We start from the raw sequence: 18,091 nt of genomic DNA on the forward strand, positions 1-18,091 counted from the left end.
GTCAGTTCATCTTGACGTCGAGTTCCTTGGCAACGAGATCGAGCACCTCCTGCCCGACCCGACCCTTGGCCCATTTATAGGTCGGCTGCATCGCTTCCTGCCACGCCTTGCGGTCGGCGTCAGTCAAATAATGCAGCGTTGTCTTGCCCGACTTCTTGATCTCGGCCAGCGCGTCCTCGTTCTCCTTGCGCGCGATCGAGTTGGTGTAGTCGGTCGCATCCGCCATCGCCTTTTCGAGCTGGGTGCGGATGTCCGGCGGCAGGCCGGACCAGAATTTCGAATTGACGATCACGGCGTATTGCAGGTGCGCGTGATAGGATACGGTGATGTCCTTCTGCACCTCGAAGAATTTCTGCGTCAGGTAGTTCGACGGCGTGTTCTCGCAGCCGTCGACGACGCCGGTCTGCAAGGCCTGATAGACTTCGGAGAAGGCCATGATCTGCGGGATCGAACCCATCAGACGGAAATACTGGTCAGCGATCTTCGAGCCGGAGATGCGGAACTTCAGTCCCTGGAAATCGGACGGCTTCGTCAGCGGACGATTGGAGGAGACCATGTGGAAGCCGTTGTCCCAATAGGCCAGCCCCGTGATGCCCTTGGCTTCGAGCTTCTGGAACAGCCACTTGCCAACCGTGCCCTTCATCGCACTGGCATAGGTCTCGTCGTCCTTGAACAGCCAGGGCAGGTCGAGCGCCTCGAACTCCTTGACGCCGAGCGGCGCAAATTTCGCGGTCGAAGGTGCGAGCATCTGGACGGAGCCGAGTTGAAGCGCCTCGATCTCCTCCTTGTCCTTGTAGAGCGAGGAGTTCGGATAGACCTCGATCCTGACCTTGCCGTCGGTGTACTTCTCGGCGAGTTCCTTGAACTTCAGCGCCCCCTTCCCCTTCGGGGTATCGTTGGCGACGACGTGGCTGAACTTGATGACGATAGGACTCTGGGCCAGGACGGCGGCAGGGGCCAAGACCAGCGCGGCCGCTGCGACCGCGAGAAGCAGTTTGCGCATAGTTCCTCCCAACAACCTCAAAACCGGTTCTTTTTTTGTTTTCCGGTTTCAGTAGTGGCAGCAATCCGCCACCCGAACAACTAGACCTAAGCCCAATTTGCCGCAGCCAAGCCGTATCGGCGGACGTTGTATATGCAACTCAGCGCCCGCTCTAGCCCCGAGGGGCGAGCGCTTATGTCGCATCGCGGCAGTGCAATTAGCTCTTGCGCTGGGCCACCATGAAGAGACGCCGGAACGGAAACAGCGTCTGTCCCGCCCCATTCTTCGGGTAGGCCTTGGCCACCCGCTCGCCATAGGCCGCCTCGAAAGCGGCCTTCTCTTCGCCCTGCAACACGTCGAGATAACGCGTCAGCCAGGTCCCCTTGGTCCATTCCTTTACGGGATTGTCACCTTCGAGCACCTGGAGATGTTCGGTCTCCCAGATGTCGATATTGGCCGACATCGGAGCAAGAAGATTGTGATAGAAGCCCGGCCCCTCGACCGGCGGCGGGGTCACGAGATGCTCGACCTTGGCCCGCCAGGGGCCATTCAGGGCGGTCTCGCCGATCAGGACATGCGAGGGCGCGGTAAAGTTGCGAGGCATCTGCACAGCAAGCATGCCGCCCGGCGCGACCCTGTCCATCACCGATGGGAAGAGTGCCGCATGATTGGGCAGCCAGTGCAGTGCGGCATTGGAATAGATCAGATCATACTGCTTCGCCGGGCGCCATTGGCCGAGATCCTCATGTGACCAGACCACGTCCGGCGCCGCTTGGCGGCCGGCCGCGACCATCTCGGCCGAACCTTCGACGCCGGTGACCGTCGCATTCGGCCAGCGCTCCTTGATCAGCTTGGTGACATTGCCCGCACCGGCCCCGAGGTCGGCAATCTCGCGCACGGCAAAATCCGGAATCCGCATCAACAGGTCGACCGCGGGCCGGAGCCTGTGACCGGAGAACTTCAGATATTGCTGCGGATCCCAGACCATCGCTTAGAGCCTTTTCTTTTTCGTGTTTCCTTCGCCGTGGCTCTTCGTTACCACTGCTCGTCCCGATCGGGCAAATGCCCCCGTCAGGACAGGGCAGGAAACGAACAGCAACAAGCAAGAAGCAACCAAGAGAGCGTTGACCATGGATCTCGGGCTCAAGTCGAAAACCGCCGTCGTGACCGGCGCAAGCATCGGCATCGGACGCGCCATCGCCAAGGGATTGGCTGCGGAAGGCGTGCGCATCGTCGCGGTGGCGCGGCGGACGGACCTGCTCGCCCAGCTGGTGCAGGAGGTCGGCGGCGGGCTCATCACTCCGTTCGAGCAGGACGTGATGGCGAACGACGCCGCGGAGAAGATTGCAGCCTTTGCGGTGAAGGAGCTCGGCCATGTCGACATCCTCGTCAACAATGCTGGTGGCAGCCGCCCGTTGCCGGTCGACGCGCCCGACAGCAAATGGGACGAGGCGATCGCGCTGAACTTCACCAGCTATCGCCGCATCGCGCATGCGCTCCTGCCGCAGATGGTGGAGCGCAAATGGGGCCGCATCATCAACATCACCGGCAAGTCCGAGCCCGAAGGGCTGAACGCCGCGTTCGCGGCCAAGGCTGCCGTGCACGCCTGGGCCAAGGGCCTGTCGCGCGAGATCGGCGAACACGGCATCACCATCAACTGCATACCGCCCGGCCGCATCATGAGCGAGCAGATCCGCCGCAACTATCCGCCGGACTATCGCGAGCGCTTCGCGGAGGAGGAAATCCCGGTCGGCTATTGGGGCGAGCCGGAAGATCTCGCGGCGCTCGCGGTATTCCTGGCCTCGCCGGTGGCGCGGTACATCACGGGCACGGTGATCCCGGTGGATGGGGGCTTGCGGCGGTATCAGTTCTAGGGCGTGGCCTGTTAAATCCGATCAGCCCGCGAAAGCATGCCATGTCCGCTCCGCCCCCGCGAGCGGACAGCGTCAGCTCGGCCTAACGAGTCGGCGGAGGGCCGATAGGCAACGTTCGCGAGATGAAAGAAGCCGCCAACCGAGCCGACCTCAATCGCCCCAGACAATTTGTCCGCACAGGCATCGAAACAGGCGAAGCGTCCTACCGTCGCGGGAATCGAGTATCTCGATGAAGAGGTGAAGCTTGGCAGCACATCTCGCACAAAATACCTGCTTGCTCTCTGGGGCCTCGTTGCCTACGCGCTCATCTGAATCCGCGCGATCCATGGTTTGTCCCCCGGCTGTGTGCGCCCCCGGCCGCCAAGGTGCATCGCGTTTGTGACCTGCCACCTGATTCGGCGCATTACACTTTGTTACTTTTGCGAATTACGACAAACGTCGACGGACCAAGTCTGAATGCAGTCGGGACGAATTCATGGCCGCACGATGGAGAGTGTGGGGCGCCACGGAACATTGGAACTCGGGCGCTGAGTCAACACCAGTGACACCTCGCGGCTGCGTTCGGCGCGCGCAAGGGATACAGTGCTGTGATTGGGTTTCTGCCTTGCCCCGTATCAGGAGGAAAAGATGCGGTTGCCAGTTGCACTCTCTATCGCGCTGATTCCGGTCACATCGGTCATTGCGCGTGAGCAGGATCAGACCGTGTCCGTTGGACCATGGACGATTGCAACTTCTTTCAAAGCGGGGAAGTTTGACAGGTGCACGATGAGCCGGTCCGCTAATGATCTCGATATAGCGTTTGCAAGATCTAATGACGGCTTGCTCCTGCTTCTCGATTCATCGAAATGGAAGCTCGAGAGAGGCAAGACGTACGATGTGACGCTCGTTGCGGGTCCGCAATTGGTCCAGGCAAAAGCGTTAGCGGAAGCCAAGAGCGTAACGATCGCTCTTTCGGACCGCCCGCTCGGCGAGAGAGTGCGCACGGCCAATATTCTCGAAGTGAGAGGAGAAGGAGCGACTTTGAAGGTACCGCTCGACGGAAGCACGGCGGCCCTTGAACGCCTGGAATCATGTTTTGCGAAAAACAGCCGCGCCGGAGTTGAGAGCAACCCGTTCGTCGCCCCCAGTCGAAAGCCTTAGCACTTGACCCGGAGCTAACCGGCAGCCGCATCGGCCGAGCGGTGAGCTCCATCGATTCTTGCGCAAACGCTTAGGTCACCTTTGGATCAGGAGCGCCGGTAAAAGCGACCGCGGACTCATGTCCGTTGGATCGGCACTTCGCGGCAAATGATCGTCAATCCCGATGCAGCTGTGCGCGCTTTCTCAAACCAGACGACTTAGTGTGCACCCGGTTATCGGCTGACATCTTCCAAGAGACCGCGCACCGCATCCATCTCCCTGCCGAAGCCTGTCCAATCCCCAGACCTCAACCGCTCCATGGCCCGGTTGTAATGATCCAGCGCCTCCTGGGCACGCCTTTGCGAGCCTTCGCTTGGCGTTTCCGCTGCAGCGCCGCGCTTTGCCGGCGCGGCCCCGTTTTCCACGAAGAGCGCCGACAGCGTCTCTGCAAGCGTTTCCTTCATGACGACATGCTCACCATAGGCGGCGATGACTCGCTTAAGCTCCGGCAGATGTCCTTGCTCAGCCCGCAAATACAGCGGCGACACATAGAGGATCGAATTCTCGATCGGGATCACGAGCAGGTTTCCCCGAACCACCCGCGAACCCATCTGGTTCCAAAGCGATATCTGCTGGGAGATCTCCGTGTTCTGATGGATTCGTGCCTCGATCTGGAACGGCCCGTAAACCAGCTTCTCCTTAGGAAATTCGTAGACGATCAGCTTACCGTAATCGGGCTCATCACAGCGCGCGGCGAGCCATGCGATCATATTGTCACGGCGGCTCGGCACCATGGGAATCATGATGAAGAACTCGGCTTGCGTTTCCCCGGGCAGCCGCATGATGATGTAGTAAGGGGCCATCGGAGCAACGCCGTCCAGTGAAGAGACGCCGTCTCCGGCCGGCTGGCGCGGAAATTGCCAAAGATCCTCGCGGTTATAGAAAACGTCGGCAGCTTCCATGTGGTAGGCTTGGTACAGCTTCGCCTGAATCAGGAAGAGATCTTCGGGATAGCGAATGTGCTTTTGCAGATCGGGCGGCATGACCGCGAACGCCTTGAATAATCCCGGAAAGATGCGCTGATACGTGGCTGCAATCGCGTCCCCCGGATCCACCAGGTAAAAATCGACGGTGCCGTTGTAGGCGTCGATTACGACTTTCACCGAATTGCGGATGTAGTTGAGGTCGAGGCCGGGCGCAGGCTGCGCGTAGGGGAAGTAGTCGCTCGTCGTATAGGCGTCCTGTATCCAGAACATCCGGCCCTCGCTGATGACCAGATATGGGTCGCGATCGAGGGTAAGAAACGGGGCAATGGTACGGACCCGATCCCGGATATTGCGCCGAATCAATATTCGGCTTCCGTCGGCGATGTAGTCTGTAAGCAGTAGGTTCACGTCGTTGAAATAGTCGGTGAAGATCAGCCTCCGGACCATCCCGGACAGCGGGATGCCGCCGGAACCGTCATAGGATGCGTAGACGTTGTCCCTTCCTTTCGGATGGTCGAATTCCGGCACGGTTCCGTTGACGATGACGTAGTCACTACTCTCTGCCCCATAATAGATACGCGGCTCGCGCACTTCGGGGCCCCCGTGCGCAACCGGAGGAATATCGCGCAAATAGAAAAGCGGAAGCCCTTCTCCGCTCTTCTGCGTTACCGGACTCATCACCGCGCCATTGCCATGGGTGAACAATACGTGACGATTGACCCATGTCTGTGCGTTGGGTGGCAGCAGCGAGGAATTGAGCTCGCGCGCCGAGATCATCACGCTCTGGTAGGTGCCGCCAAGCCAGTAGCGGTCGACGTCGAGGTCGCGCAATTTGTAATAGGTGCGAATCTCCTGCAGCTGGGCGTAGGTATCGGCTAGTGGTTGCCAGTCCCACAACCTTATATTGTCAATTGTCGCCTTGTTGGTCTCGAGTGTCTTGAAGGTCAGGTTCTGTTCGGCAGGAAATGGCTTCGGCGTAATCCTATTGAGATTGTAGGCCTCGCGGGTCAGCGCGATGTTGCGCTGGATGTAGGGCCGCTCCCACTCCAGCTCGTTCGGTCTGACGTAGAATCGCTGGAACAATCCGGGGATCACGCCCGAGAGCAGGAAGGCGCCACCGAACAGCAGCACAATCGCGGCAGCGGGGAGCCGATAGGTGCGCACCCAAATGTTCGCCCACGCGGCGAGGGCTGCGATGGTAGAAATCGCGATCAGCAACCAAAGGACCGGCAGCTCCACGTGGATGTCGGTGTAGCTCGCGCCGACCACGACGCCATTGTCCCCGAACAGCAGAAGGTAGCGATCGAGACCGTAGGACCATGCCTTCACGGCAAAGAATAACCCGAGAAGCGCTGAGCCGTGTGCGATCGCTATCGGGGATATCGACCGTCGCTGGGCCTGGTACTCGATATCACCATGCACCCAGTAGATAAGTCCGGCGAGCAATGCGCTCATGAAAAGTGTGAGCAACGCCCAATTCTTGATTGCGATCCAGGCAGGCAGAGAAAAGAGATAGAACCCAATATCCTTCTCGTACAACGGATCGTTGGCGCCGTAGGGCACCTGATAAAGGAACTGCAGGATGGTGCTCCAGTTGCCGGCCTCCGCCCATGCGATAGGCAGAGCGACGAGCCCGGCAGTGGCGGCGATGATCCTGGGCCACGGTAGCCGATCGCGCATGAATTCGAACGGATCGGGCTGCGTTGCAGTCGCCGCAAGCTTCCAGGCGAAGCCGGCAGGAAGCCGGCTCCGCCGGGCCTGCTTGAGTGCAAGCCGCGCGGTCGCCCACAACACGACAGCGGTCGTAAAGAAAACGACGAAGAAGACTCCGGCTTTCGCGCCGATCGTCGTCCAAAACACCTGGGGGTAGCCGATCGACGAGAACCACATCCAGTCGACCAGAAAATCGGCCACGAGCCCGAGCAGGATGAGGCTGATAGCGGCGACGATGGCAATGATGATCAGCCCCACCACGGCGCTTCGCCCTGGTGCTTTCCGTTCGGGGCCGGTAATCCCGATCGTCATCCGCATACTATAGCAGAACCACAAACGTGGTGGCGCCTGTCAGGGAGCGCGCGCTTCCTTTTTTACCCCGGCCTTCCTACGTTAGAGGCGATGCGCGCAGCAGGCTGCGCGCCGAGAGCGGCCGTGTCGCGGCGAGCCGAGTTTCATGACGGTCGAAGCGACATGTGAGGCAGGCGCCGTAGGCGACCGCGGCGTCGGCGTTGATGGCTGGAGAAGTCTCCCACGGGTCAAAAGGCGAGATGCCCAGGTCGCCTGCGCGAGCCTCCTCCCCCCCCGGAAGGGGACATCGCGCATTTATGACTAACGCCCAGTCTTCTCCCGGATCGCCGCCACGATAGTATCGTGCTGGTGTTTTGCCCGACGTGTCAACGTCGTCGCGGTGCAAAATGTCACCGCGACGCAACTCGAAAGCCCCCCGGCTGGCAAGGCCATTTCTACTTTGCATGGGGTTGTTTTCGAGTTTTTTTATTCTGAGCTCCCATGGGCAGGCGGAAGCAGGCGAGAAGCGGCTCACTTCGCCTGCAATATCTCCGCGATCGCGGCGCCCGCCGCGATCGTGCCGAGCCTGCCGCCCACATCTCGCGTCGCCCTGCCCTCCGCGATCGCCTTGGCCACGGCCCCCTCGATCGCGCTTGCCGCCTCCTCGTAACGCACAGCACCACTCTTCTCGCCGTGCCAGGCCAGCAGCAGCGCGGTCGACTGGATCAGCGAGACCGGGTTGGCGACGTCCTGCCCAGCGATGTCAGGCGCCGAGCCGTGCGCGGCCTGCGCCATGGCATGGCGGTCGCCGACATTGAGCGAGCCGCCGAGGCCGAGGCTGCCGGACAGCTCCGCAGTGAGGTCCGAGAGGATGTCGCCGAACATGTTGGTGGCAACGACGACATCGAATCTGTCAGGGTTGCGCACGACATGCGCCATCATCGCGTCGACCAAAACGTCGTCGACTTCGAGGCCTGGATACGCCCTCGCCGCCTCCCGGCAGATCGCCAAGAACATCCCGTCGCCGATCTTGAGCACATTGGCCTTGTGCACGATGGTCAGATGCTTCCGCCGCTTCATCGCCAGCCGGCAGGCGGCGTGCGCGATGCGCTCGCAGCACGATCGCGTGATCCGGCGCAGCGAGATCACGACATCGGGCGTGACCAGCATCTCGCCATTGCCCTGCTCCATGTTGCGGTCGGCATAGAAGCCCTCGGTGTTCTCGCGCACCACGACGAGATCGAAATCTCCGAGCCGGCCAGGCCTGCCGGCATAAGTGCGCGCAGGCCTGACATTGGCGAAGAGGTCGAGGCTCTTGCGGAAGTAGCGCGACGGATTGATCTCGCCGCGCGCCTCGTCCTTGAAGTCGAAGGTCGCGGTGGGCCCGAGGATCAACCCGTCGGCGGCGCGCACCACATCGAGAAGTCCGGGCTGCACGGTCGCGCCGAACTGCTTGAGGCTGGCGTGGCCAATGGGATGCTCCTCCAGCCTCAGATTGAGCTGGAAGCGTTCGGACGCCACGCGCAGCACCCCCGTGGTCGCGGCCGTGATCTCGGGTCCAATGCCGTCACCCGGCAGCACGACAATATGCATCTATCATCCCCTCAAGTCCGACGTCCGATCATACGCCATGGCGCGCGGCGATCGCCCGATCTGCGTGCATACACCGCATGCACGCATATGCCTGTGGCAAGCCGCCGGGCCGTAGTACATGCGGCAAGCACCATTGACGCCATGCCGCCGGAGAAAAGCGCGAGGCAATGACAATCACGTTACCTGCGGCTGCGCGCGAGCCCGATCACCCCATCGCCGACGGCCTGCCGGCCGAGCGCCGGCGCTGGGCGATTGCCGCGATCTTCACCGCGCTGGCAATGGCCTCGCTCGACACAGCGATCGCCAACGTCGCCCTGCCCGCCATCGCCGCCGACCTGCATGTCAGCCCGGAGCAGTCGGTCTGGGTGGTCAATGTCTACCAGATCGCGCTGGTGGCGACGCTTCTGCCGCTCGGCGCGCTCGGCGAGATCGTCGGGCACCAGCGCATCTATCTCGGCGGCCTCGTGCTGTTCACCATCGCTTCGCTGCTCTGCGCGGTGGCGTGGTCGCTGCCGAGCCTCCTGGTGGCGCGGACGCTGCAAGGGCTGGGCGCGAGCGGGATCATGAGCGTCAACACGGCGCTGGTGCGCTACGTCTATCCCGGCCGGATGCAGGGTCGCGGCTTCGGCCATAACGCCCTCGTGGTCGCGACCGCCTTCACCTTCGGGCCGTCGATCGCCTCCGCGATCCTGGCGATCGGCCCGTGGCCGTGGCTGTTCGCCGTCAACATCCCGTTCGGCCTCGTCGCGATCGGCATCGGCTTTACGATGCTGCCGAAGACGCCGCGGGCGGATCACGGTTTTGACTTTCTCGGCGCGATCCTCGCCGCGATCTGCCTCGGCCTGTTCATCACGGGTATCGGCAGTGCGGCGCATAATCTGTCGCCTGCCCTCGTCGCGGTCGAGCTGGTCACTGCCCTCGTGCTCGGCTTCGTCCTGACGCGCCGTCATGCCGACCATCCTGCGCCGATGCTGCCGATCGACCTGTTCAGCCGGCCGATGTTCGCGCTGTCGGCTGCAACGGCGGTCTGCTCTTTCGCCGTGCAGGGCCTCGCCTTCGTATCCCTGCCCTTCTATTTCGAGGATGTGCTCGGCCGCTCGCAGGTCGAGACCGGCTTCTTCATGACGCCATGGCCGCTGGTGGTCGGCATCATGGCGCCGATCGCAGGCCGCCTGTCCGATCGCCATGCGGTCGGACTGCTCGGCGGCATCGGCCTCGTGCTGCTCGGCATCGGCATGGCGCTGCTCGCCCTGCTGCCGGCCAATCCAAGCATTCTCAACATCATCTGGCGGATGGTGATCTGCGGCATGGGCTTTGGCTTCTTCCAGGCGCCCAACATGAAGGCCGTGATGGGTAGCGCACCGCCGCACCGGAGCGGCAGCGCCTCGGGTATCGTCGCGACCGCACGCCTGACCGGCCAGACCACGGGTGCGGCGCTCGCCGCGCTCTGCTTCGCGCTCGCCGGCCACAACGGCGCAACGGTGGCGCTGGCGCTCGGCGCGGGCTTTGCCGGGCTCGGCAGCGTCATGAGCTTCCTGCGGCTGGCGGTGAAATAGCGCGCCGGCAGCACGCCAAACACCGCCGGTTGTTTGGAGATCAGGCCAGGTTTCAGGCCGTTCTCGCGTCGGCGGTCGCCGCATTCGCCATTGGCCCATCCAGCGCGGCCAAGCGAGCATCGATGGCATCGATGACCTTGCGCGAGAACGGCCCAAGATGCGCATAGGCTGCGATCATCTGCACGGCGATTCGTGCCGACGACGTGTCGCGTTTGGCGCAACTGAGAAAGGTTTGCCAAAGCGGTCCACGTGCCTCGGGGATTGCGGTGACCACACGGTGGACGGTCTCCATCGCCCCGATGTTCGCGCGGATGTCGCCCTCGGCCAGTTCCGGGCGCTGCCTCGAACGGTCGAGCAGCGTCATCAGGCGGTCGACGCGACTCGCATAGGCCGCCGGGCTGTAGACGTGTTCCAGCACCTGCTTGTAATCCATCAGGATGTCGCGCAACGGGCGTACCGGATCGAAGTTGATCCCGCTCGTGCACTGATCGCCGAGGATGGTCGGCGCCCGATCGTGTCCCGGATGCAGCCGGCCTTCGCGTTCCAGGCGGCGCGTGAGCTGCGTGTTCGGCAAGGCATAGAGCAGGCCGACCATGCAGACGGGAATGGCGGCCTCCTCGATGAAGTCGATCATCGCCTCCGCCATCGAAACCTTCTCGCTGTCGAAGCCCACGATGAAGCCCGCAGTGACAAGCATGCCGGCGCTGTAGATCTTGTGGATGCTCTCGGCGATGTTGCGCCTCGTGTTCTGCTTCTTCCGCATCGCGACCAGGGTCGCCGGATCCGGGCTTTCGATGCCGACGAAGATGCCGAAGAAATTGGCAGCGGCCATCATCTCCAGCAGTTCCGGATCGTCAGCCAGATTGACCGAAGCCTCGGTCGAAAATTCGAAGGGATAGCCGTGGGCGCGCTGCCATTCGGCGAGCTGGGGAAGGAACTGGCGGAGCGACTTCTTGTTGCCGATAAAATTGTCGTCGACGAAGTCGAGATGGCCGCGGTAGCCCATTCGGTAGAGCGTATCGAGCTCGACAAACATCTGCGCGCTCGTCTTGGTCCGAGGGACGCGTCCGTAGAGCTCGATGATGTCGCAGAACTCGCAGGTAAACGGACAGCCGCGGGAATACTGCACACCGAGATAGAGATAGTCCTCGAATTTGAGCAGGTCAAAGCGCGGCACCGGCGTTTTGGTGACGTCGGCCTGGAATTTCGGCGCGGTGAAAACGCCTGACCGCGCACCGCTGTCCCAGGCCTCGATGAACGCGTCGATGACGCCCTCGGCCTCGCCGAGCACCCGGAAGTCGGCCCGTTCGTAAATATGGGGACTTGACGTGGGATCAGGACCGCCGACCACCACCGGCTTACCCGCGGCACGGCACAGCTCGATCAGGCGCAGCGTGTCGGCCTGTTGCGGCATCATTCCGCCGGTGAAGACGACGTCCGCCCAGGCGAGATCGTCGTCGCCGAAATCCGCCGTGTTGCAGTCGATGAGACGGACGGTCCAGCTCTCCGGCAGCATCGCCGCGACGGTGATGAGGCCCAGGGGAGCCGCGGGGCGTCGGACCCCCATCAGCTTGCAGGACTCGCCAAAACTCCAGAAGGACTCCGCAGTGAAGAGCGGATAGAGCATCAGCACGTTGCAAGAGCGCGACACGTTTATGGAACTCCTTGTTGCTTCGTCCCAGTGTATCAGAGCGGTTCCGTCTTGCACCCCGGCAAAAAGGACAAACTGTCGCCCGTCCCCACGCCGGAGTCCGCCGGACGTCGTCCCAAGCCAAGCCCTGGGGTCCCAACCACTCAGAACTGACACGTCAGGCGAAATTTGGACAGTCCGTCGCAACACCGCCCGATCCGTAATCTTCCCGGCGACCGCGAGAATCTTCGGTAGCCTGCCCTCAGACTGTTGATTTGAACCGTTCCAATTTGCCGGACAGATTGTTCCCCTGAGTCCAATCGGTGGATTGGGCCAATCAGGGGACTGCGATGGCAAACCTTACAATCAACGGAAAAACCTTCACTCTCGACGTCGAGCCGGATACCCCGCTACTCTGGGCGATCCGCGAGAATGCCGGCCTGACCGGCACAAAATATGGTTGCGGCATCGCACAATGCGGCGCCTGCACCGTTCACATCGACGGCGTCGCCACCCGCTCCTGCGGCGTCTCCGTCAGCGAGGCCGAGGGCAAGCGCATCACCACCATCGAGGGGCTGGCGGCCGGCGGCACGCTGCACAAGGTGCAGGAAGCCTGGATCGCCCAGGACGTTCCGCAATGCGGCTATTGCCAGAGCGGCATGATCATGGCGGTGGCGGCGCTTCTGAACGAGAAGCCGAAGCCGACCGATGCCGACATCGACGAGGCCATCACCAATATCTGCCGCTGCGGCACCTTCCAGCAGGTGCGCGAGGCGATCCACACGATCGCAAGCGCATAAGGAGCCGCCCCATGAACAAGCACGTCTTGCCCCAAATGAATCGCCGCGCCTTCGTGATCGGCACTGCGGCTGCGGGCGCCGGCCTCGCGCTCGGCCTCGATATTCCGTTCGGCGGCCCCGCCGTGGTCCGCGCGGCCGACGGCTCGCCCGAGATCAATGCCTGGGTCGTGGTCAGGCCCGACGACACCGTCGTAATCCGCGTCGCCCGCTCCGAGATGGGCCAGGGCTCGCTGACCGGCCTCGCGCAGCTCGTCGCCGAGGAGCTGGAATGCGACTGGACCAAGGTCACGACCGAATTCCCCTCGCCCGGACAGAACGTCGCCCGCAAGCGCGTCTGGGGCGACTACTCGACCGGCGGCAGCCGCGGCATCCGCACCTCGCAGGACTATGTGCGCAAGGGCGGCGCCACCGCCCGCATGATGCTGATCCAGGCCGCGGCCAATGATTGGAAGGTGCCGGCCTCCGAATGCACGGCGGCCAACAGTGTCATCACCCATACGCCGTCGGGCCGGACCACGACCTACGGCAAGGTCGCCGAGGCTGCGGCAAAGCTGACGCCGCCGGCCGACGTCAAGCTGAAGGACCCGAAGGACTGGCGCCTCGTCGGCAAAGGCGTGAAGCGGCTCGACACGCCGGACAAGGTCACCGGCACGACCGTCTATGGCATCGACGTCAAGCTGCCCGGCATGCTGAATGCCGCGATCAAGGACTGCCCGGTCACCGGTGGCAAGCTGAAGAGCTATGACGAAGCCAAGATCGCCGGCATGAAGGGCGTGAAGAAGATCGTGAAGGTCGGCGACAGCGCGGTCGCGGTCGTGGCCGACACCTTCTGGCACGCCAAGAGCGCTCTCGATGCGCTGCCGATCGTCTGGGACGAAGGCGAGAACGCAAAGGTCTCCAGCGCCACGATCGCGAAATGGCTGGCGGAAGGCCTCGACAGCGGCCCGGCCTATGTCGGCAATTCGAATGGCGACGCCAAGGCCGCGCTCGCGGGCGCGGCCAAGACGATCGAAGCCGTCTACAACTATCCCTACCAGAACCACGCCACGATGGAGCCGATGAACGCGACTGCGCTCTACACGGCCGACAAGTGCGAGGTCTGGTGCGGAACGCAGAATGGCGAAGCGGCCCTCGCCGCCGTGCTGGAAGCCTCCGAGCTTCCGGCCGACAAGTGCGACGTCCACAAGCTGATGCTTGGCGGCGGCTTCGGCCGGCGCGGCCAGACCGACTATGTCCGGCAGGCCGTGCTGATCGCCAAGCAAATGCCGGGCACGCCGATCAAGCTGTTGTGGACGCGCGAAGAGGACATGACGCACGGCCGCTACCATCCGATCACGCAATGCAAGCTGACCGCCGGCTTCGATGCCAGCAACAACCTGACGTCGCTGCACATGCGGATCTCCGGCCAGTCGATCCTTGCGAGCCTTCGGCCGGAAGCGCTGGTCAACGGCATGGACACGGCGACTTTTGCCGGCCTCAATGCCAAGGGCGATGCACCGTTCGGATACTCGGTGCCCAACCTGCTGATCGAGCACTCGATGCGCAACCCGCACATCATTCCGGGGTTCTGGCGCGGCGTGAACGTCAACCAGAATGCGATCTATATCGAATGCTTCATGGATGAGCTGGCGCACGCCGCGAACGAGGATCCCCTGGAGTTCCGGCGCAGGCTGATGAAGGACCACCCCAAGCATCTGGCGGTGCTGGAGGCCGTGGCCGAGAAGATCGGCTGGGACAAACCGGCGCCGCAAGGCGTCTTCCGCGGGCTCGCTCACTTCGCGTCCTACGGCAGCTATGTCGCGGCGGCCGCGGAAATCTCGGTGACCGACGGCACCAAGATCAAGGTGCATCGCATCGTCGCGGCGACCGATCCCGGCTATGCCGTCAATCCGGCGCAGATCGAGCGCCAGATCGCGGGCTCCTTCGTGTACGGCCTGAGCGGGCTGTTCTACGGGGGCTGCACCGTGAAGGACGGCGCGATCGTCGAGACCAACTTCGACACCTACGACTCCATGCGCATCGCCGCGATGCCGAAGGTCGAATCGATCGTGATGCCGAGTGGCGGATTCTGGGGCGGCGTCGGCGAGCCGACGATCGGCGTTGCGGGACCTGCGGTGCTCAACGCCTATTTCGCGGCGACGGGCAAGCGTATCCGCTCGGTGCCGCTGCGCGACCAGAACATCACTTTCGCCTGAGAGACCGGCTGCGGCGGCACAAGAGAGCCGCCGCAGCCTTTATCTGGATCATGCTCATGACGACGCGCCCGGTGACACGGCGGAACGCCGCGTTCGGCATCGCTGCGGCGGCCGCAGCACTGGCGCGGCCGTCGATTTCGCGCGCGCAGTCCGCGGGCCGCGTGGTCGTGGTTGGCGGCGGTTTTGGTGGCGCAGCCTGCTCCCGGGCGCTGAAGCGGGCCAATGCGGCGCTCCAGGTCACGCTGATCGAACCGAACGAGGTGTTCACCGCATGCCCGTTCAGCAACGAGGTGCTCGCAGGACTGCGCGGGATTGAGCTGCAGCAATTCGGCTATGACAGGCTCGCCTCCGAGGGCGTCACCGTCATCAATCAGGCCGCAACGAAGATCGACCCGCAGCAACGAAGCGTCGTGGTGGCCGACGGCACCTCGTTTCCCTACGATCACCTCGTGCTCTCGCCCGGCATCGACTTCCACTTCGAGGCCCTGCCTGGCTACGACGACGCGTCGGAAAAGATGCCGCACGCCTGGAAAGCCGGCGCGCAGACGCTGCTGCTGCGCAGGCAGTTGGAGGCGATGGAGGATGGCGGCGTGGTGGCCATAGCAATCCCGGCCAATCCGTCCCGCTGCCCGCCCGCTCCTTACGAGCGCGCCAGCCTGATCGCGCATTTTCTGAAGACGAAGAAGCCGCGCTCGAAAGTCCTGATCCTCGATGCCAAGGACAATTTCTCCCAGCAGCGGCTGTTCGAGAAGGCATGGAAGGAGCTTTATGGCGACATGATCGAGCGCGTGGCGCTGTCGCAAGGCGGCCGCGTGACATCAGTCGATCCCTCCACCAGGACCATCGTCACCGAATTCGGCAACTACACCCCTGACGTCGCCAACGTCATTCCGCCGCAGCGTGCCGGGCACATTGCCGAGATTGCGGGCGCAGCGGATGCGACCGGCTGGTGCCCGATCGATCCCGTGACCTTCGAATCGAAACTCGCGCCCGCCATTCACGTCGTCGGCGATGCCTGCCTTGGCGGCGGCATTCCGAAATCGGCATCCGCCGCGAGCGCGCAAGGCAAGGCTTGCGCAGCCGTAATCGTCAACCTGCTTGCAGGCCGCACGCCGGAGACGCCACGGCTCACCGGCGTCTGCTACAACACCGTCGCACCCGGCTATGGCTTCTCACTCGCCGGCAACTACCAACCGAAGGGCGACATCTTTGCCGAGGTCGAGGGCGGTGCCACGAGCCCGGTCGATGCGCCGCGCGAACTGCGCGCCCGCGAGGCGGCCGAGGCCGAGCGCTGGTTTCAAACCATCACGGCGGATACTTTTGGCTAGATCGCTGATCCATATCGCCGCACTGGTCGTCGTCGCGGGTCTTACGTTCGCCGCCGGCGCGACCGCGGAAGAGCCCGCGCCCTACAAGATCGTCGGCGACGGCATTCCGGAATCGCTCACCGGTGCGCCGGGCGACGCGGCGCGCGGGCGCGCGCTGGTGCTCGCGCGCGGCACGACCTGCATCCTCTGCCATTCCGGGCCCTTCCCGGAGACGCGGTTCCAGGGCGATCTCGCACCTGACCTCACGGGCGCCGGGAACCGTTGGTCGGTGAGCCAGTTGCGGCTTCGTCTGGTCGATGCGTCGCACTTCAACCCGCAGACCATCATGCCGTCCTATTATCGCACTGACGGGCTCGTTCGCGTCGGACGCAATTTCACCGGCAGGCCGATCCTGTCAGCCACGGAGATCGAGGATATCGTGGCCTTTCTTGCAACGCTTCGGGACTAGGGCAATCCATGCGAACCACGCGACGACAATTCCTCAGTCTTGCCGGAAGTGTCACGGCCGCCGGGACGATCCCGATCGTCACGCTGCGGCCGATCGACGCGACGCCCGCGATGCTCAACACCGCGATCCGCAACGTCGTCGGCGAAGCGCCGATCCGCACCGGCAAGGTGAAGCTCGACATTCCGCCGCTGGTCGAGAACGGCAACACCGTGCCGATGACGGTCAGCGTCGCAAGCCCGTTGACGGCGGCCGACTACGTCAAGAGCATCCATGTCTTCAACGAGAAGAACCCGCAGCCGAACATCGGCAATTTCCATCTCGGCCCCTGGTCCGGCCGTGCTCAGGTCTCGACCCGGATCCGGCTCGCCGACAGCCAGAAGGTGGTCGCAATCGCCCGCCTCTCCGACGATTCCTTCTGGCAGGTAGCCGCCGACGTGGTCGTGACGCTCGCCGCCTGCACCGAGGAGGTGAACTGATGGCCGCAGCCCTCATCAACGTTCCGGCACGAGCGAAGCGCGGCGACGTCATCGAGATCCGCACGCTGACCTCGCACATCATGGAGACCGGCTTTCGCCACACCGCGGCCGGTGATCTCGTCCCCCGTGACATCATCACCAGCTTCACCTGCCGCTACAACGGCATCGAGATCTTCCACGCCGATCTCTATCCGGCGATCGCGGCCAATCCTTACCTGTCGTTCTTCACGGTCGCAAAGGAGAGCGGCAAGTTCGAGTTCGAGTGGATCGGCGACAACGGCTATTCGTCCACCGCGTCGGCATCGATCACGGTCGAATGAGCCATTGGCGTGCGATAGTTGTGGCGGCGCTGCTCGCCACGGCCCCTGCCCTGCGCGCCGGCGAAGTTCCGCTGGAGGCGCGCCGCTCCGGCTATTCCTTCATGGGGCCCGAGACGCGCGCTATGCAGGATGACGACACCGCGAATCCCGGCATGCTGTTCGTGCTCGACGGCGAGTCGCTGTGGACGAAGAAGGTGGGCGTCGCCGACAAGGCTTGCGCGGACTGCCATGGCGATGCACGGAGCAGCATGAAGGGTGTCGCGGCGCGCTATCCCGCTTTCGACAAAACACAGGGGCGTCCCGTCACGCTCGACCAGCGCATCAATCTCTGCCGCGCCGATCACCAGCAGGCAACGCCACTGCCCTACGAGAGCCGCGACCTGCTGGCGCTATCGGCCTTCGTCGCCCACCAGTCGCGCGGCTTGGCGATCACGGCCGGCGACGATCCTCAGCTAAAACCCTTCGTTGCGCAGGGCCGCGACCTGTTCAGGCAGCGCGAGGGCCAGCTCAACCTCGCCTGCACCAACTGCCACGACGACAACTTCGACAAGCGCCTCGCGGGCGCGCCGATCACGCAAGCGCAGCCGACCGGCTATCCGCTCTATCGCCTGGAGTGGCAGACGTTGGGATCGCTCGAGCGCCGGCTGCGCAGCTGCATGACCGGCGTCCGCGCCCAGGCCTATGATTACGGCTCGCCCGAGCTGGTCGCGCTCGAGCTCTATCTGATGTCACGGGCACGCGGCCTGCCCATGGAAACGCCGGCCGTGCGTCCCTGATCCG

General features: G+C 63.4%; 15 protein-coding genes. 10 read left to right on the forward strand and 5 right to left on the reverse strand.

What is annotated here, in order from left to right:
• Window position 1: 1 nt before the first annotated feature.
• Both AYJ54_RS33000 and AYJ54_RS33005 read right to left on the reverse strand, forming a co-directional pair.
• Window positions 2-1,003 (reverse strand): DctP family TRAP transporter solute-binding subunit, encoded by a 1,002-nt coding sequence (locus AYJ54_RS33000; RefSeq protein WP_063705701.1) that lies wholly within the window; start codon window positions 1,001-1,003, stop codon window positions 2-4.
• A 196-nt stretch (window positions 1,004-1,199) separates the two neighbouring features.
• Complete coding sequence (locus tag AYJ54_RS33005) at window positions 1,200-1,970, reverse strand: methyltransferase domain-containing protein (protein ID WP_063705703.1); 771 nt, start codon at window positions 1,968-1,970, stop codon at window positions 1,200-1,202.
• 142 nt (window positions 1,971-2,112) lie between these two features.
• Between AYJ54_RS33005 and AYJ54_RS33010 the strand changes: the two genes are divergently transcribed.
• On the forward strand, window positions 2,113-2,856 hold the full coding sequence (locus AYJ54_RS33010; protein ID WP_063705704.1) for an SDR family NAD(P)-dependent oxidoreductase: 744 nt from the start codon (window positions 2,113-2,115) through the stop codon (window positions 2,854-2,856).
• 627 nt (window positions 2,857-3,483) lie between these two features.
• Window positions 3,484-3,996, forward strand: a complete 513-nt coding sequence (locus AYJ54_RS33015) for a hypothetical protein (protein WP_063705706.1) — start codon at window positions 3,484-3,486, stop codon at window positions 3,994-3,996.
• Window positions 3,997-4,208: 212 nt separating this feature from the next.
• On the opposite strand, the gene AYJ54_RS33020 is transcribed toward AYJ54_RS33015, so the two are convergent.
• A complete protein-coding gene (locus tag AYJ54_RS33020) occupies window positions 4,209-6,986 on the reverse strand; it encodes a UPF0182 family membrane protein (RefSeq protein ID WP_063705828.1) in 2,778 nt (925 codons plus the stop codon).
• Window positions 6,987-7,496: 510 nt separating this feature from the next.
• On the reverse strand, window positions 7,497-8,558 hold the full coding sequence (locus AYJ54_RS33025; protein ID WP_063705708.1) for an isocitrate/isopropylmalate dehydrogenase family protein: 1,062 nt from the start codon (window positions 8,556-8,558) through the stop codon (window positions 7,497-7,499).
• 167 nt (window positions 8,559-8,725) lie between these two features.
• Between AYJ54_RS33025 and AYJ54_RS33030 the strand changes: the two genes are divergently transcribed.
• A complete protein-coding gene (locus AYJ54_RS33030; RefSeq protein WP_063705709.1) occupies window positions 8,726-10,114 on the forward strand; it encodes an MFS transporter in 1,389 nt (462 codons plus the stop codon).
• Between the two features lie 52 nt (window positions 10,115-10,166).
• Here AYJ54_RS33030 and AYJ54_RS33035 read toward each other — a convergent pair whose 3' ends face one another.
• A complete protein-coding gene (locus AYJ54_RS33035; RefSeq protein ID WP_063705830.1) occupies window positions 10,167-11,771 on the reverse strand; it encodes a B12-binding domain-containing radical SAM protein in 1,605 nt (534 codons plus the stop codon).
• Window positions 11,772-12,094: 323 nt separating this feature from the next.
• Between AYJ54_RS33035 and AYJ54_RS33040 the strand changes: the two genes are divergently transcribed.
• From AYJ54_RS33040 to soxA, 7 genes are read left to right on the forward strand one after another with little or no spacing between them, the layout of a single operon-like run.
• Entirely contained in the window at window positions 12,095-12,544 is a 450-nt protein-coding gene (locus AYJ54_RS33040; protein WP_063705711.1) for a (2Fe-2S)-binding protein, read from the forward strand.
• Window positions 12,545-12,555: 11 nt separating this feature from the next.
• A complete protein-coding gene (locus AYJ54_RS33045) occupies window positions 12,556-14,739 on the forward strand; it encodes a xanthine dehydrogenase family protein molybdopterin-binding subunit (RefSeq protein WP_063705712.1) in 2,184 nt (727 codons plus the stop codon).
• 56 nt (window positions 14,740-14,795) lie between these two features.
• On the forward strand, window positions 14,796-16,067 hold the full coding sequence (locus AYJ54_RS33050; RefSeq protein WP_063705832.1) for an NAD(P)/FAD-dependent oxidoreductase: 1,272 nt from the start codon (window positions 14,796-14,798) through the stop codon (window positions 16,065-16,067).
• Window positions 16,060-16,515, forward strand: a complete 456-nt coding sequence (gene soxX, locus AYJ54_RS33055) for a sulfur oxidation c-type cytochrome SoxX (protein ID WP_063705714.1) — start codon at window positions 16,060-16,062, stop codon at window positions 16,513-16,515. Before AYJ54_RS33050 ends, soxX begins: the two co-directional genes overlap by 8 nt.
• An 8-nt stretch (window positions 16,516-16,523) precedes the next feature.
• On the forward strand, window positions 16,524-16,991 hold the full coding sequence (locus AYJ54_RS33060) for a SoxY-related AACIE arm protein (protein WP_063705716.1): 468 nt from the start codon (window positions 16,524-16,526) through the stop codon (window positions 16,989-16,991).
• Window positions 16,991-17,311 (forward strand): thiosulfate oxidation carrier complex protein SoxZ, encoded by a 321-nt coding sequence (soxZ, locus tag AYJ54_RS33065; protein WP_063705718.1) that lies wholly within the window; start codon window positions 16,991-16,993, stop codon window positions 17,309-17,311. Before AYJ54_RS33060 ends, soxZ begins: the two co-directional genes overlap by 1 nt.
• Window positions 17,308-18,087 (forward strand): sulfur oxidation c-type cytochrome SoxA, encoded by a 780-nt coding sequence (gene soxA, locus AYJ54_RS33070; protein WP_063705720.1) that lies wholly within the window; start codon window positions 17,308-17,310, stop codon window positions 18,085-18,087. Before soxZ ends, soxA begins: the two co-directional genes overlap by 4 nt.
• The last annotated feature ends 4 nt before the right edge of the window (window positions 18,088-18,091 follow it).

The organism is Bradyrhizobium centrolobii (assembly GCF_001641635.1).
Taxonomy (GTDB): domain Bacteria; phylum Pseudomonadota; class Alphaproteobacteria; order Rhizobiales; family Xanthobacteraceae; genus Bradyrhizobium; species Bradyrhizobium centrolobii.